The 14,524-nt window shown below is 46.6% G+C and carries 15 protein-coding genes; 5 read left to right on the top strand and 10 right to left on the bottom strand.

Going from position 1 to position 14,524, the window contains the following annotated elements; translation table 11 throughout:
* Positions 1-57 precede the first annotated feature (57 nt).
* The 8 genes from JFC05_RS02195 to JFC05_RS02165 all read right to left on the bottom strand — a co-directional run bounded on the left by JFC05_RS02195 (position 58) and on the right by JFC05_RS02165 (position 7,138).
* On the bottom strand, positions 58-1,377 hold the full coding sequence (locus tag JFC05_RS02195) for a short-chain fatty acid transporter (protein ID WP_192992867.1): 1,320 nt from the start codon (positions 1,375-1,377) through the stop codon (positions 58-60).
* A gap of 97 nt (positions 1,378-1,474) precedes the next feature.
* On the bottom strand, positions 1,475-2,590 hold the full coding sequence (locus JFC05_RS02190) for a CaiB/BaiF CoA transferase family protein (RefSeq protein ID WP_198335630.1): 1,116 nt from the start codon (positions 2,588-2,590) through the stop codon (positions 1,475-1,477).
* Between the two features lie 129 nt (positions 2,591-2,719).
* Positions 2,720-2,863 carry a hypothetical protein gene (locus tag JFC05_RS12735; protein WP_227697372.1) on the bottom strand — a complete coding sequence of 48 codons (144 nt, stop codon included), beginning with the start codon at positions 2,861-2,863 and terminating at the stop codon, positions 2,720-2,722.
* Positions 2,863-3,051 carry a 3-hydroxyacyl-CoA dehydrogenase NAD-binding domain-containing protein gene (locus JFC05_RS12920; RefSeq protein WP_420850546.1) on the bottom strand — a complete coding sequence of 63 codons (189 nt, stop codon included), beginning with the start codon at positions 3,049-3,051 and terminating at the stop codon, positions 2,863-2,865. The genes JFC05_RS12735 and JFC05_RS12920 overlap by 1 nt, the downstream gene beginning before the upstream one ends.
* Positions 3,052-3,173: 122 nt before the next feature.
* Positions 3,174-3,809: a hypothetical protein gene (locus tag JFC05_RS02180; protein WP_198335575.1), complete on the bottom strand. Its 636-nt coding sequence runs from the start codon at positions 3,807-3,809 to the stop codon at positions 3,174-3,176.
* 340 nt (positions 3,810-4,149) lie between these two features.
* The gene (locus tag JFC05_RS02175; protein WP_192992865.1) at positions 4,150-4,734 is read right to left on the bottom strand and encodes an alpha/beta hydrolase; all 585 of its coding nucleotides are present in this window, start codon (positions 4,732-4,734) and stop codon (positions 4,150-4,152) included.
* Positions 4,735-4,799: 65 nt separating this feature from the next.
* The gene (locus tag JFC05_RS02170; RefSeq protein ID WP_198335574.1) at positions 4,800-5,714 is read right to left on the bottom strand and encodes a hypothetical protein; all 915 of its coding nucleotides are present in this window, start codon (positions 5,712-5,714) and stop codon (positions 4,800-4,802) included.
* Positions 5,715-6,433: 719 nt separating this feature from the next.
* A complete protein-coding gene (locus JFC05_RS02165; RefSeq protein WP_198335573.1) occupies positions 6,434-7,138 on the bottom strand; it encodes a hypothetical protein in 705 nt (234 codons plus the stop codon).
* Positions 7,139-7,491: 353 nt separating this feature from the next.
* Between JFC05_RS02165 and JFC05_RS02160 the strand changes: the two genes are divergently transcribed.
* The 4 genes from JFC05_RS02160 (at position 7,492) to JFC05_RS02145 (ending at position 11,166) form a co-directional block, all read left to right on the top strand.
* The gene (locus tag JFC05_RS02160) at positions 7,492-8,691 is read left to right on the top strand and encodes a sugar transporter (RefSeq protein WP_192992862.1); all 1,200 of its coding nucleotides are present in this window, start codon (positions 7,492-7,494) and stop codon (positions 8,689-8,691) included.
* Between the two features lie 330 nt (positions 8,692-9,021).
* Positions 9,022-9,687 carry a YbfB/YjiJ family MFS transporter gene (locus JFC05_RS02155; RefSeq protein ID WP_198335572.1) on the top strand — a complete coding sequence of 222 codons (666 nt, stop codon included), beginning with the start codon at positions 9,022-9,024 and terminating at the stop codon, positions 9,685-9,687.
* Between the two features lie 152 nt (positions 9,688-9,839).
* On the top strand, positions 9,840-10,427 hold the full coding sequence (locus JFC05_RS02150; protein ID WP_198335571.1) for an MFS transporter: 588 nt from the start codon (positions 9,840-9,842) through the stop codon (positions 10,425-10,427).
* A gap of 154 nt (positions 10,428-10,581) precedes the next feature.
* Positions 10,582-11,166: a TetR/AcrR family transcriptional regulator gene (locus JFC05_RS02145; RefSeq protein WP_198335570.1), complete on the top strand. Its 585-nt coding sequence runs from the start codon at positions 10,582-10,584 to the stop codon at positions 11,164-11,166.
* Between the two features lie 87 nt (positions 11,167-11,253).
* Here JFC05_RS02145 and JFC05_RS02140 read toward each other — a convergent pair whose 3' ends face one another.
* On the bottom strand, positions 11,254-12,108 hold the full coding sequence (locus JFC05_RS02140) for an HpcH/HpaI aldolase/citrate lyase family protein (protein ID WP_198335569.1): 855 nt from the start codon (positions 12,106-12,108) through the stop codon (positions 11,254-11,256).
* Positions 12,109-12,233: 125 nt separating this feature from the next.
* Here JFC05_RS02140 and JFC05_RS02135 point away from each other — a divergent pair, with 125 nt between their 5' ends.
* Positions 12,234-13,430 carry an amino acid aminotransferase gene (locus JFC05_RS02135; protein ID WP_198335568.1) on the top strand — a complete coding sequence of 399 codons (1,197 nt, stop codon included), beginning with the start codon at positions 12,234-12,236 and terminating at the stop codon, positions 13,428-13,430.
* Positions 13,431-13,622: 192 nt separating this feature from the next.
* On the opposite strand, the gene JFC05_RS02130 is transcribed toward JFC05_RS02135, so the two are convergent.
* Positions 13,623-14,387: an SDR family oxidoreductase gene (locus JFC05_RS02130; protein WP_244658161.1), complete on the bottom strand. Its 765-nt coding sequence runs from the start codon at positions 14,385-14,387 to the stop codon at positions 13,623-13,625.
* Positions 14,388-14,524: the final 137 nt, after the last annotated feature.

Raw genomic sequence — 14,524 nt, 5'->3', positions numbered from 1 at the left:
TCAACGTGAAACTGTATCGTTTTTATACGGAACTCACTATATTTATAAAAGCAGCATTTATAAAAACAATAGACCCAGCCCAATCACCACACCACTGACTATCAGCACGATGACACAAAAACCCATGATGTCTTTGGCTTTGAGTCCTGCAATGGCTAAAGCCGGCAGTGCCCAAAACGGCTGAATCATATTGGTCCACGCATCGCCCCATGCCACCGCCATCGCCACTCGTGACGGATCACTGCCCAGCATGTCGGCCGCCTCTAACATAATGGGCGCTTGCACTGCCCATTGCCCGCCCCCTGATGGGACAAAAAAGTTGACCAGTCCTGCACTTAAAAAAGCAAAAAGTGGTAGCGTCTGCGCCGTTGACACACTGACAAAGGCCTCTGACATCACCCCTGCCAGCCCAGAGGCGGTCATCATCCCCATGATACCGGCATAAAACGGGAACTGAACGATGATACCGCCTGCACCTTTGACCGCCTCCTGAATAGAAATCAAGTAGTTTCGAGGCGTTCCGTGAAATATGATGCCGAGAAATAAGAACATAAAGTTCACCAAATCTAGCGTTAGGGCAAACCCATTTTGGACAAAATAATAAACAATAAAAGCAATGCCTAACACACCGATCACCATCGATAAAACCCAGCTATTCTCCAAACGATCAGCTGGTGTCATCTCTGATTTAGCTGGTAGCGTCTCACTGACAGGATCCACCAGCAGCTTTGGATCGACTGTGATGGTGTCCCCTTTTTTTGGCATCATCATGCGGTTTAGTAGAGGCACGATAATCACCAATGCCGCGACGATAATTAAATTGTAGCCCGCAAAGATGGTGGCACTCGTTGGAATAACACCAATGGTATCAACAAACGGATGCCCTTCTGTGGCAATAGACAACGGAATCGATCCTGAAAACCCAGCGTGCCAGATGATAAAGCCTGAGTAAGCGCTGGCAATCAATAAACGATAATCGACATCATGAACCCGTTTGGCCAGCTCTTTGGCAAATAGCGCGCCAATCACCAAACCAAAACCCCAGTTGATCCAGCTTGCTGCTAAAGACACGAGGGTGACCAATATAATCGCACTACTGGGTGAATGCGCAAAACCGGCAATGTAACCCAAGCCTTTTTTAAATATCGGACTACTTGCCAGCACAAATCCTGTGACCAGCACCAGCACCATCTGCATCGAAAAGGCGAGCAGCGCCCAAAACCCATCGCCCCAATACGTGACCATCTCTATAGGAGATGACTCAGTGAGCCCTAAGCCCATCACAAAAATTACTAAGGTTAATATCAGCACAAACAAGAATGGATCAGGTAAGTATTTTTCCATCAAGCTATTGGAAAAACGGGTAATTGCTTTCATAGGTAAACTCCTTTTTATTTAAAGACGTCCTTGGTCACTGTTATTTTTATCTAGCCTATCGTCTATCTTCCCCAACCGCTACACATTGCATACAGTCTTACTCGACCAGCTGCCACCCAGGCGTCGAGTAGTACTTGTCTTGATGGGCAAATAACGGATGCGCTTTGGCTTCTTGTAAGCTAAGCACTGGGGTAACGCAAACATCAATGGGTGCGAAATGCCGCTGCCAATGGGCGAGTGTCTGACTGGCAAAGGCATCACTCACAGCCTTCGCTGCTGCTTGGCTCTCAGGGGAGTTTGGCATAACGTCAAGCTGCCAATGGCTGGCTTTTAGTGCTGGCAGTGCCAACGCCTCGCACAGCCCTTGCCAAAATTTCAGCTCCAATGAGCCAACCGCCATATAGCGATTATCAAGGGTTCTGTACAATCGATAGCAAGGCAATAGCCCGCCCAAAAAATCAAAATGCGGCGCAGGCATGTTTCCTGAAAAGCTTTTGACCAGCGCGCCCGTTTCCTTGGGCATGACCAGATGCTGGTATAAGCTGTGGGTCATACTGACCGCGATATGACGACCCTTGCCGGTACGCTGCGCGGCAAATACTGCAGCGAGCAGCACAATGACAGCAGTATCACTGCCACCTGCCAAGTCTGCAAATTGTACATTGGGCATGGCCTGCTCACCACTTGCGGTTTTTAATTGGTCAAGAACACCACTCATCGCCATAAAGTTGATATCGTGGCCAGCTTTATGCGCCCAATCATGACTGGCTCGTGGGTGATTGATCGCACTCGCATCTATCGCAGCGCTCTCATTGGACTCTTTAGCCGTCACGCCGTAGCCAGTGATTGATACCATCACAAGCTTTGGATTAAGCGTATGCAGCGTTTTGGCATCCAATCCCATGCCTGCTAACACACCAGGGCGAAAGCTATCGAGCATGACATCGGCATCTTTGATATGCGCTTTGATAGCCGCAATGCCTTTGGGGTGCCGAAAGTCATGTCTTTCGGTAGTTTTGCCATGGTTTAATGCGGCAAACAGCTCACCGAAGGCTCTAGCAGGGTCGCCATTTTTGGGTTCGATCTTGATGATCGTTGCACCCAAATCGGCCAGCAGGCGCGTGGCAAATGGCCCTGGCAGGTTACGCGTCAAATCAACCACTCGCAGCCCTTGTAAGCAGTCTGCCATGGAGTTTATGATTGAATCAGTCATCAAGTCATTCGTTACATTAGTCATCAGAGAACACCTCACCTTTAGCCGCCATATCGAGCACTATTTACGCTGGCTGAAACCGCTCGCCGTATTGCTCAGCAAGCTCACGACTGCGCGTGATAAACGCCTCTAGCCCCATGGCATTGATAAATTGGAGCGTGCCACCGTGATGCGGCGCAAAACCCCAACGATAGCACCGATATTGGCATCCGCGACAGAGCGCACGATATTTTCTTGATAGCATTTAGCCGACTCATTGGCTTGAATAAACATCAAGCGATCGAATTAGCTCTTGTTGTGATGGTTGCTGTGCGCGTGGTGGATATAAATTCAGCCCGATAAACTGCTTGGGGTGCGTACTGGCCTGAGCCAATCCAGTGATCGGTATCGAGCAGTACCACCTCGATGCCCGCTTTGGCGGTGACATAAGCAATGCCCGCGCCCATCATGCCCGCACCCAAAATACCAACTTTTTTGGTGATCGTGCGCTCAAAGCCATCAGGACGTGATTGACCTTTTTTGATACTGTTTAGCTGCGTCCAAAGGGGTATTGATCGACATTTAAAGATTATTGAGTAAATTCTTACACACTGCTAGAGGTCGGCAGTCCATAGGCTACTTTTTCGATGACCTCATCTTGCTGCAGCACCATCAGCTCATAGCCCTGAATCACCCCGTTGTAAGGCAAATAACCATCAAACTGCTGATAATGCTCACGAATACTCTGCTTGATCGCCGCCTTGCGCTCGCGCTCATCTAATGTCGCAAACCCACTTGGTAAATGCACCTCAGTTGCCAACGCCGACCCCCATCGAGACAGCCAATTGGCCCCGTCAATAAATGCAAAATCGACCTGCGCTCGCAGGCGGTAGTGAGGAGAAGAGTCAGAGCGTTGCGCCACTTGAGCTTTAATCTGGGCGATATCTTCTGCATATGCCTGATAAGGCAGCTCAAGTATCTCAAACAACGTGGCCAAAAACGCATCAGCACTAAAGTATCTGTCCATATAACTGCCATCAAGCCCAAGATGACGATGACACAAGACATGGCGCAAGCGCTCACAAGCAGGTATGGTATGGCCTAACGGATAGCCCATGGCTCTAATGATATCTGGCGCACGCATCTCTAAGGTTTTGATTTGATTAACAATATACTGAGAAAGCGGGTGCTGCGGGCGATAGTGACGAGTGTATTTAGAAAGATGAGATGAGTGGCTCATGATGGTGGACACCTTAGATTCCTATAACTCCGACGAAAAATAATAAAATCAGGCACAAATGAGGATGTCGGAGTACAGGCTCATGCGCTTTACCAGAGTTGTTTTATATCGTGCTGGAAGTTGCAAGGGTTGCACACCATCATTCAACTGACATCATCGTCGTCAGTAGCGATTGGCAATACAAAACTGTTAAACCCACGATAAATCGTTTTATGATGATAGCACATCAGATAAGCGTAAATAAATACGGAACCGTGTGTCTGTTTGTGAATAATTATTTTACCCTCAAATAACTGCTTTTTTTAGATGAAGTCCATCCTTTAACCTTCACCCCCACTCTTTAGTCCTCTCCATAGTAGGTTGCATCATCCATCCAAACGATGGGATCTTCGCATAGGTGAACCAAATGATACCAGATATCACTACTGCGGGCGATACGGTGATGACCGCCGTCGAAGTAATCGACTTCCCAGCTCTCAGGCAGATTGACCAAGGTTCGTCTGGCCACCGCCACATCCAAGCTTTCATCGTCGACCTCTACCATGACCCGCATCATCTCGGTGTTTGATGTCGGAAAAGACAGCTTCCTATCAGAGATGTTTGGAATACGATCGGCCAACACCTCACTCGGATAGATACAAGGCGCAATCAATAACGCTCGCAAGTTGTATTGATGAGCGAAATGATTGGCAAACCAGCCACCCAGTGAATGCCCTGCCAATACCACGCGCGGATACTGTGTTATTTTTTCACGAATCAAGGCATCATAAATCTCAAATACTTCTGCAAAGTTGTCTCGGTAATTGACCGTTTGGCAATACTTTGGCTCACGGGTGATACAGGTATATTTGCTGGTCTCATTGCTTGAGTCGAGACCATGAAAAAACAACAAAAACGTGTCATTGTTTTCGATAGGAAACATCATAGCGTTCTCCTTTTTTAATAATTATTTAATTTTTTCAACAGCTTGGTTTATAGATTTAAATTAGATTAAACTGATTTTTGGCTAGCGACTTGCGCTTGGTATAAAGCCAAAATCTCCTCACAAGCCTGTATTGAGATATTTTTTGCAAAACCCTCATTAAACCAAAAGTCATAAACAGCTTGGATAATACCTTTTACCGCTTGCGCATCCTTCGGCTTCTGTTTTTTTAGCTTAAGAGCAATGTCTTGCGCCTGTATATCCGACTCGCTATAAGGCGCACTCCAGCCCACGCAGTAACGATACAGCACATCGTTAATCGCTAAGACAAATATGGCATTGGCCACCCCAAAGGCGTCAATCAGCCGCTCAAACAGCGCACAGCGTTCCTCATAAACACTGGCCTCTATCGGCATTTCGGACTTTTCAAACAGACAATCAGCACTGACTATGTGCGAGGGCTTACTAAAATCCTCCCACAGTAGTGGATAAGACCCACCAATACCGCCTTTCTCCACCACGTTAAAGCGCCAAATGGTGTAATGCGTCTTAGCCCCCTTAAAGGGGAGGTGTATCAGCCACTGCATCAGCGCATCACTGTCATAAATGATATGACTGCTACCGATACGCACGCCTTGCATGGGCAGTACATCGGTATATACACTCGCCATGTCATCACTATAAAGCTTTACTTTATTTAGATTTTCCTCACTGATATCACCGAGCTTGGCCCCTGCCTCTATTATATTTCGATAGGGCATAAATGGCGCTACCCAACTGAGCGTCTCATCGCTATTATTCACAAAGTAAATGTCATCTACATAATTGTCTACCGACACACTTTCGAGATAAAACAAGGGTTTTTTTTGTACTCGCCCTTGCTCATCACTGACCAATGCCGTTAACCCAGACAGTTTTGAGTGACCTGCCCACTGCATATTGTCTACGCGTTTTTGCTCAAATTCATACGTTAACTTTGTCATTGTCATATCCTTATTATCTTAGTTTTGTATTGCTTGTTGCATAGTTTGTCGAATTGCTCGTTTTATTGTTTGACAGCACCTGGCGATATCCTTGTTTTCGGCAAGCCGAGTCTGGTCGCCATTTTATTAAATGACGTCGCTTATCTATCAGTTAGTATTTATAAAGGGAAGTAGATTAATCGCTTTGGTAAAGCAGTTGTTTTATGAAGCGGGTTTTTTGACGCAGTTCGCTATTATCGTATCGTCAACATGTTTGTCAGACTCACGAGCGTTTTTTTAGTTTTATGTGTGTTAATAACTAAGTTTTTTGGATTTTTGCAGGCAAAGGAAGATAAGATAAAACGAAAATAGCATCATTAAAGACAACTCAGTTAAAAAGTGAGGCATTGCGCCCCGAGGGTTCACTGTTTGTCCAGTTGTTGTTTATAGTCAGTTCTAAATAAAATCGATACGCTCATATGGATGGGCAACTGGTATAATTTTTCCTTGCTTGCTGTGTCTACGCTGACAGATGCTGCGCAAAATTCATACCAGCTGCATTGTATCGTTTTTAAAGTGAACCAACCATATCCGGTTATGGTTTTAGAATTATTGCTGCCTGACTCAATAACTATAATATAAATATTGATAAAAATACAGTGTATTTATATCATCTGCGACAACGACTGTCGCGTATTCACACTTACGGTGAGTCATGAGTCACACTCATAAGACAAGACCTACTCAGCGGCATCTATCAGAGTATTTAGCGTGTCTGCCATGTCGTCATCGAGCAGATGATCTTCTATATAATTGAGCAACTGATGGATGGTGTTTAGATCCATCGCTCTGATGCCTAAGCTGGCCAGCGCCTCGTTAATAGATGCTAAAGAGGTTGCTGTATCGTCTAAATCGCCTGCAGACTCACCATGGACCAGCCAGTATATTTTTTCTAGCACGGTGTTTTTTTCGGTCAAGGTAGAATAACCGTCGCCTTGGATAAATAGATTAAAGTGGTACGGTATTTCGATATCATTGATAAAAAACGTACGCATACAGTCTATGGTATAGGCTTGATTATCTGAGCTATCATTTGAGTTTGAGCCTTCAGTACTGCCTTCGGCTTGCTCGTACTCCAGCTGCTCTGTTACCAAGCTGCCTAATATCTGATAACCGCCTGCTTTTACCTTGTGATTATAGATAATCGCTGCATCCGCTATGGCATCAAAGATGACCGCAGCGATGTCCAACGTATTATCATCGATATCATAAAATTGCTTTAGTGCGGGCAAAAACTCGCTTAGCTGATCTTCAGGTACGTGCGTGAGAAACTGCTGCTCGTATATTTTTATCATGTCTTCAGGAGCGTAGGTGTTTACGTTGTCGGTCTCGTTTCTGCCAGTGGGTTGTAACGGCAAAAAGTGATAAGGGTTTTCTTTGGTCATGCAGGACGGCCTTGTTGTATGAATTGATGGTTTTATAGCGGCTATTATCTCTTATTTAGAGGTTTTTAGATATACGGTCTAGATGAGCGCGACCGACGCGATATCGCCCGTTCGATATCAAATTAACAATCCTTAGCAAAAAAGCCCTTTAACTAATGCCGCGGGCTTGGTATCTTGCCTCGCCATTCTTATATTGCCAAAGGTGTTTACCACCCAGCATTTTTACCCCTTTATTGGCTAATCTTCTTATCGTATTAGAGCGTGTCCTTATTGTTCTTACTTAATTATTGTTGCTTAATTATTCTTACTCATCGAGCGAGGACGCGCCCTAGCATTTTCTTGTATTGGATCTTATGAAACACAACATTGAGGCGAGCTTAGATGCTCGCCGGACTCAGTATTTTCAAGTGTTTTTGATGGGCATCAGTGCCTTTATCATGAATACCACAGAATTCGTCCCCGTCGCCCTACTCAGTGACATTGCCCAAGATTTTTCTATCACCACTGCCGAGACTGGCTGGATGCTGACGCTGTATGCGTGGATCGTTGCGGTCATGTCATTGCCGCTGATGCTACTGACCAGTCGCTTTGAGCGCAAAAGCTTACTGCTAGGGTTATTTGCAGTATTTATTGCCAGTCATGTACTGTCCGTATTTGCTTGGAGCTTTGATGTGCTGCTGATCAGCCGCGTAGGTATCGCGCTATCACATGCGATATTTTGGTCCATCACCGCGGCGATTGCCATACGAGTAGCACCAGAAGGCAAAAAAGCACTAGCACTAAGCGTGCTTGCAACGGGTACCTCATTGGCGATGGTGCTAGGGGTGCCGTTGGGTCGTTTGGTTGGTCAATGGTTTGGCTGGCGCGCGACGTTTGGCGGGATTGGGATGATTGCTTTTGTGGTGTTTGTTCTACAAGCCAAGCTATTACCGACCCTGCCCAGTATGTTTCAAGGCTCTTTTAGAAAAATACCAGAACTACTAAAAAACCCACTATTGGTCTGCCTGTACTTGCTTATCCTACTGGTCTTTACCGCTCACTATAGCGCCTACTCTTATATTGAGCCGTTTATGCGGCAGGTCGGCTCAGTGAGCGAAAACTCAGCGACGGTCATTTTATTGTTATTCGGTGTCGCAGGTATTGCCGGCAGTGTCATATTTAGCCGTTGGGGTGATCGATTTAACACGCGGATTATGCTGGTCTCGACCATACTGATGCTTTTATCTATGCTAGTACTGCTGTACGTGGTGACCTCGATCTGGGCGCTCAGTCTAATTGCCTTGTTATGGGGCGCGGCGCTGATGCTACTGATCATCTCCATGCAGGCCAAAGTCATCATGGTCGATGTCAATGCCCAAGACATGCTGATGTCGATGTTTTCGGGTATTATCAACTTAGGAATCGGTACGGGTGCGCTCTTTGGTGGATACGCGGTGACGCATCTGTCGCTATCAAGCGTGGGCTATGTCGGGGCGGCCATTGCTAGTGCGGCGCTGCTACTGCTGCTATTTATGATCAAACGCTTTCCTGAGCTGAGTAAAAGACTCGGCTAGTTAAAGCCAGATGATTCGAACCCAAATACAATGCCAGCCTACTAAACGGTCTGGCGTTTTTTACGCCAATCATCACCATAGCTTAGTAATTTTCATAAACAGCAGCAATTCTCATAAGCAGCAATTTTCATAAACTTTTATAACTTCTATTGAACGAGTGTTCAGGCAAAGCTATACTCATTGCTATCGGACTTTTTTTACTGCATTACCCACACAAGGATAAGTGTAAAATGGGCAATATTTTACGCCAGACGGCGGTATTATTTGGTTTGTGTATCATGCGTATGGGACACATAAGCGCCAGTTTCTTCGGTCTTTCGGAGAAACAACATGCGTGAGGACAGCTTGCCATCAGAGCTGCGCAATCGCACGCCGCCGCTTAGCTTAGGCAGGTTACATTATGCTTGGGTTGTCGCCGCTATAGGCTCTATAGCGATGTTTTGCGGGCTGGGTTTGGGGCGATTTGCTTTTGGTATGCTGCTACCCTCTATGTCAGCGTCTTTGGCATTGAGCTACACCCAAAGCGGTATATTAGGTTTTGCCAATCTGATCGGTTATCTTGTTGCTGTGCTTTTAAGTCCGCTTATTCTACCTAGGTTTGGCACTCGCTTAACCAGTACGGCCAGTCTTTTTGTCATCGCAGCCTCTATGCTTGGTATGGCTTTTACCATCAGTTTTCCTATGCTTTGCGCTTTTTATGTGCTCACTGGCATTGGCAGCGGCGGCGTGGTCTTACCGATGATGAGCGTCATGTCACACTGGTTTTTTCCGTCGCATCGCGGGCTGGCATTGGGGCTGGTGATGGCAGGCCCTGGGTTTGGTATTATCCTATCGGGCTTTGTCGTCCCAAAACTATTGCCCTTTTTTAGCTTACTGTCTTGGCAGACGGGTTGGCTGATTTTTGCGCTAATCAATATTGTGGTGGCATGCCTTACTTTTGCGTTGATTCGCAATCATCCAGACGATGTCACGCGCAGCCCTTTCGGGCGTGTATAGTTAACTCACTTTAAAACCGATACAGTGCAGCTGGAATGAATTTTGCGCAGCATCTGTCAGCGTAGACACCGCAAGCAAGGAAAATTTATACCAGTTGCCCGTTCATATGAGCGCATCGATTTTATTTCGAACTGACTATACCCACTTCGCCCATGAAAAACAAAAAAAAGCTGGAACGCAGTAACCTCAAGCTACTCGCGCATTTGGGCGTTATCTTTGCTATCTATGGCGCGACTTATATGGTTTATGTGACCTTTATTGTGACCAGCATGGTCGGCTCTTATCAGCTCAGTGAGGCAGCTGCAGGCGGTATTTGGGCATGGATTGGTCTACTGAGCGTCTTTTCTGGCATGCTTTTTGGCTGGATCTCTGATCACATCGGCCGTCGCCTTGGGCTCGCGCTGGCATTTTTCTTTCTTGCCATCGCTTATCTGTTAGTCGGTTTGACGGATTGGCATTTGGGGTTATATTTGTCGATTATCTTGTTTGGTTTTGTGGTCTGGAGCGTACCTGTCATTATGGCCGCCTGCGCTGGTGATTATTTTGGTGCCGCGGCAGCAGCCAGTGCGCTTGCGGCGCTGACATTTGCCTTTTCGAGTGGTCAAGCGCTTGGACCTGTGGCAGCAGGTTATCTTGCAGAGCTGACGGGCGACTTTCGCATCAGTTATATGGTCTCTGGTATTGCCGCCTTTGTCGCCATTGGACTGGCTTTATTATTACAGCCGCAAAAACCGCTTTAATTTGTGCCAAAGTTTGACCGCTTTATAAGGCAAATGGCTTTATAATAATGGCGTTTGTTAAACAAGAATGACCAATAATATAGAGTCAATTCGGTATAAAAACGATACAGTGATACGCTGATGTACTTAATCAGAGATTTTTAAGGGGAGCCGCATGAGTGCACAAGCCAATTTCAATCGTGATGAGGTGATCGAAAAAGCCAAAAACCTCTACTGGGAAAAAGGCTATCACGCCACCTCGATGCGAAACCTACAAGATGTCGTCGATATGCGCCCTGGCAGCATCTATGCCGCGTTTGGTAATAAAGACAGCTTGTTTACAGAAGCCTTAAACCGCTATGCTGAGCAAGGTGCGGCCAATCTTGCCAACTGTATTGCCCAAGAAAAAACCGTGCTCGCAGGCCTACAGCGTTTTATTCGAAGCGTCACCATCTGCAGCAAAGACGGCGCGCCCAGCGGTATTTGCATGGTGGTCAAAACCATCGGCGAGCTGACACAAAATGATAGTCCAGAATTGCTCACCCACGCGACTAGTATCTTAAAGCAGGTAGAGGCCTCTTTTGTCAACACCTTTGAGCAAGCGATCGACCATGGTGAGATCAGCTGTGATCAAGACCCTGCCGAACTGGCACGCTATTTCCAAATCCAGCTCATCGGCTTGCGTACCTATGCACAGGTCAGCCCTGATACAGAGGCCATTGAGCGGTATATTGATACTATGTTTAGGCATTTTTTATGACATGTTTTTGACAGATTTTTGCCATGGCGTTGAACATAACTTTTAACATCACTTAAACGCAAGGCCCATGTGATATCGTCATTTTATTTAACAGCTATTTTTTAATAACTGCTGACAGCGCTCAATCACCGGCGCATCGACCATCTCGCCCGCGACCTTGAATACCGCCTGCCCGTGGCGCTCGTACTCTGTCACCACTCGCCGAGCGAACTCTATCTCGGCAGCGGTCGGCATCAGCGCGTGTTGTACCACGGCCACTTGTTTGGGATGGATACAGAGCATCCCTGCCATCCCCATCTGCGACCATAACTGCACGCGCGCGGCCAATCCTTTGGCATCCTGAAAATCAGGATACACGGTATCGATGGGCGGCGCTAACTGATGGATTTTAGAGCTAAGGATAAGCTGATAGCGAATCTGATTGGCGATAATATCTGCCGCCGGCGTTCCTACCTGTACGTTCAAATCATTACATAAATCCAAAAATCCATAGCTAAAAGCACGCAGCCCCGACGCTTTTGCCATCGTATCGACTTGATACAGACCACGCGCATTTTCTATCAGTGCAATGACAGATAGGCGAGTTAAATGATGGACGTATTCAATATCTGTGGCCTGTGCTGCCTTGGGCAGTATGACGCCAGCGAGATTGGGCATCTGCTCACAGGCTTTTATGTCTTTGGCAAACTCATCACTGCCTGCTTGACTGATACGCACCCACACGGGCCGATAGTCGGCATGGGCATAATATTCTTGTAACGCCTTGCGTGCTGACGCTTTATTCTCTAGAGCCACGGTATCTTCTAAGTCGATAATGACAGCATCTGCGCCACTAGCAAAGGCTTTGGCCACTCTGTCCATGCGCGTTGCCGGTACAAATAGCCATGTTTTGGCATAGTTGGTGTTTTCGGTATGTGCAGTATCGTCTGTACGTGATGTCATTCCAACCCTCATTAATGTATATTGATACGTATTTTGTCATTATTCCTTCATTCTAACATTGAGTTCAGCGACAATGTAGTTTATGCTTTTGAGACCTTATTTTATCTTATTTGTAGAGAATCAAAATGTTTGAACGCGTCGACTATTATGCGGGTGACCCTATTTTGGGTCTAGTAGATAAATTTGTTGCTGATAGCAATCCAAACAAAGTCAATTTGGGCATCGGCATCTATTATGATGAAGATAGCAAATTGCCAGTACTTGAGTGTGTAAAAACCGCCGAGCAACGAATCGCTGACCCCATCTCGCCCAGGCCTTATCTGCCGATGGCAGGATTGCCAGGGCATCGCCTCGCCTGTCAAAATCTACTGTTTGGTCAGGACGCCGCGGTGCTACAAGAAAAACGCGTCGCTACCATTGCCACATTGGGCGGCTCTGGCGCGCTAAAGGTCGGCGCTGAATTTATCCATGAATGGTTTCCTGCCTCCAAGTGCTATGTGAGCGATCCGACGTGGAGCAACCATATTGCCATCTTTGAAGGCTCGGATGTCGAGGTGGGCACCTATCCTTACTACGATACTGCCACCAGCAGCATTAAGTTTGATGAGATGCTAGCTTTCATTGCAAAGTTAAATAAGCACGATGTGGTGCTACTACATCCTTGCTGCCACAACCCAACTGGTATGGACTTGACCCATGCCCAGTGGGATGAGCTATTGGAAATCATGAAACAGCATGAGCTAATTGCATTTATGGATATCGCTTATCAAGGCTTTGGGCAAGATATGGACCACGATGCTTATGCTATTCGCAAAGCTGTGGCGCTGGGTTTACCTGTATTTGTGAGCAACTCATTTTCCAAAAACTTGTCGCTATATGGTGAGCGCGTGGGCGGCTTATCTGTGGTATGCCCTACAGCAGAAGAGGCCGAGCGCGTCTTTGGTCAGCTCAATTACGCCGTACGCCGTATCTACACCAGCCCGCCATCACACGGTGGCCGCGTGGTCGATATCGTCATGAACGACGAAGCGTTGCACCAGCAGTGGGTCGGCGAGGTTTACGGCATGCGTGACCGCATCAAAGCCATGCGCCTTAAGCTAAAATCCGTACTAGAAGCCAACGTGCCAGCGCGCAATTTTGACTACATCACCAAGCAAAACGGCATGTTTAGCTTCACAGGATTGACCCCCAAGCAAATCGAGCGCTTACAAATAGAGTTTGGGGTTTATATCGTCTCAAACTCACGTATGTGTATGGCAGGCCTAAACGTCAACAACGTCGACTATGTCGCCAATGCCATGGCAGAAGTGCTAAAAGACTGATCGAGCTGATCGAAGTGCTAAGCCATTTATAAACCGTATAAAAAACAAAAACCGCCTAGAGACTCACCTCTGGGCGGTTTTTTACTTTGCGTACAAGCTGTGCTGTTATGGCCAAGCACTCATTACTATTTAAGACAAAGCTAAGCAAATGACTAATTATTTTCAACTGGCTATCAGTGACTCAGCAAATAATTAGGCAAGCATACCGCCATCGACGACCACGGTCGCACCCGTGGTATAGCTCGACGCGTCAGACACTAAGTACAACACCGTGCCCGCCATCTCGTCCGGATCGGCCACGCGTCCTAGTGGAATGGCATGTAGCGCCATTTTTAAAACTTTATCATTGGTAGTTAGTGCCGAGGCAAACTTGGTATCGGTCAGACCTGGCAGCAGCGCATTGACGCGAATGTTTAATGGGCCGCATTCTTTGGCAAAGGCTTTAGTCATGCTAATCACCGCCGCCTTGGTGATTGAGTAGATACCTTGCTTATCACCGGCGACCAAGCCATTGACCGAAGCGGTGTTTAAAATCACCCCGCCGCCCTGCTCGCGCATCATCTTACCCGCCGCCGTCGACATAAAGAAATAACCACGAATGTTAACTTCTACCGTCTTATCAAAAGCGGCTAAATCGGTATCTAAAATATGACCATAATAAGGGTTTGCCGCGGCATTATTCACTAAGATATCAATACGGCCAAATTCACTCTTGATATGCTCAAAAATTGCCTCAATCTGCGCCATATCACCAACATGACAAGCAAAAGCGCTGGCATTATGACCGTCAGCTTTGATGCTATCAGCGACCGCTTGGCACGCATCAATCTTACGGCTAGAGACAATCACATGCGCGCCGCTAGATGCCAATAGACGAGCGATAGACTCTCCAATACCGCGGCTTGCGCCAGTCACTAACGCAATCTTACCCGTTAAATCAAATAAATCTTTCATCATTACTCCTTATATTTTGAACTAGCTATTCAGTTTTTTATCAGAAATACTTAATAAGTTATGATCAAAAAACTGCAAATTTATTACAAGGCAGCCGAGCATAGATAGTACAAATAGTACATCGAGCGAGGCTAACACCG

This window comes from Psychrobacter celer (assembly GCF_016107555.1).
Lineage (GTDB): Bacteria > Pseudomonadota > Gammaproteobacteria > Pseudomonadales > Moraxellaceae > Psychrobacter > Psychrobacter celer.
Note: the sequence above shows the minus strand (reverse complement) of the source record. Positions and strands in the feature narration are given on the sequence as shown.

Bases quoted from the DNA above. Each gene is read 5' to 3' on its own strand.
- JFC05_RS02130 (WP_244658161.1), bottom strand. From the start codon at position 14,387: ATGATGAAAGATTTATTTGATTTAACGGGTAAGATTGCGTTAGTGACT.
- JFC05_RS02165 (WP_198335573.1), bottom strand. From the start codon at position 7,138: ATGACCAAAGAAAACCCTTATCACTTTTTGCCGTTACAACCCACTGGC.
- JFC05_RS02160 (WP_192992862.1), top strand. From the start codon at position 7,492: ATGAAACACAACATTGAGGCGAGCTTAGATGCTCGCCGGACTCAGTAT.
- JFC05_RS02140 (WP_198335569.1), bottom strand. From the start codon at position 12,108: ATGACATCACGTACAGACGATACTGCACATACCGAAAACACCAACTAT.
- JFC05_RS02190 (WP_198335630.1), bottom strand. From the start codon at position 2,590: ATGACTGATTCAATCATAAACTCCATGGCAGACTGCTTACAAGGGCTG.
- JFC05_RS12735 (WP_227697372.1), bottom strand. From the start codon at position 2,863: ATGTTTATTCAAGCCAATGAGTCGGCTAAATGCTATCAAGAAAATATC.
- JFC05_RS02145 (WP_198335570.1), top strand. From the start codon at position 10,582: ATGAGTGCACAAGCCAATTTCAATCGTGATGAGGTGATCGAAAAAGCC.
- JFC05_RS02195 (WP_192992867.1), bottom strand. From the start codon at position 1,377: ATGAAAGCAATTACCCGTTTTTCCAATAGCTTGATGGAAAAATACTTA.
- JFC05_RS02175 (WP_192992865.1), bottom strand. From the start codon at position 4,734: ATGATGTTTCCTATCGAAAACAATGACACGTTTTTGTTGTTTTTTCAT.
- JFC05_RS02150 (WP_198335571.1), top strand. From the start codon at position 9,840: ATGAAAAACAAAAAAAAGCTGGAACGCAGTAACCTCAAGCTACTCGCG.
- JFC05_RS02155 (WP_198335572.1), top strand. From the start codon at position 9,022: ATGCGTGAGGACAGCTTGCCATCAGAGCTGCGCAATCGCACGCCGCCG.
- JFC05_RS02180 (WP_198335575.1), bottom strand. From the start codon at position 3,809: ATGAGCCACTCATCTCATCTTTCTAAATACACTCGTCACTATCGCCCG.
- JFC05_RS02170 (WP_198335574.1), bottom strand. From the start codon at position 5,714: ATGACAAAGTTAACGTATGAATTTGAGCAAAAACGCGTAGACAATATG.
- JFC05_RS02135 (WP_198335568.1), top strand. From the start codon at position 12,234: ATGTTTGAACGCGTCGACTATTATGCGGGTGACCCTATTTTGGGTCTA.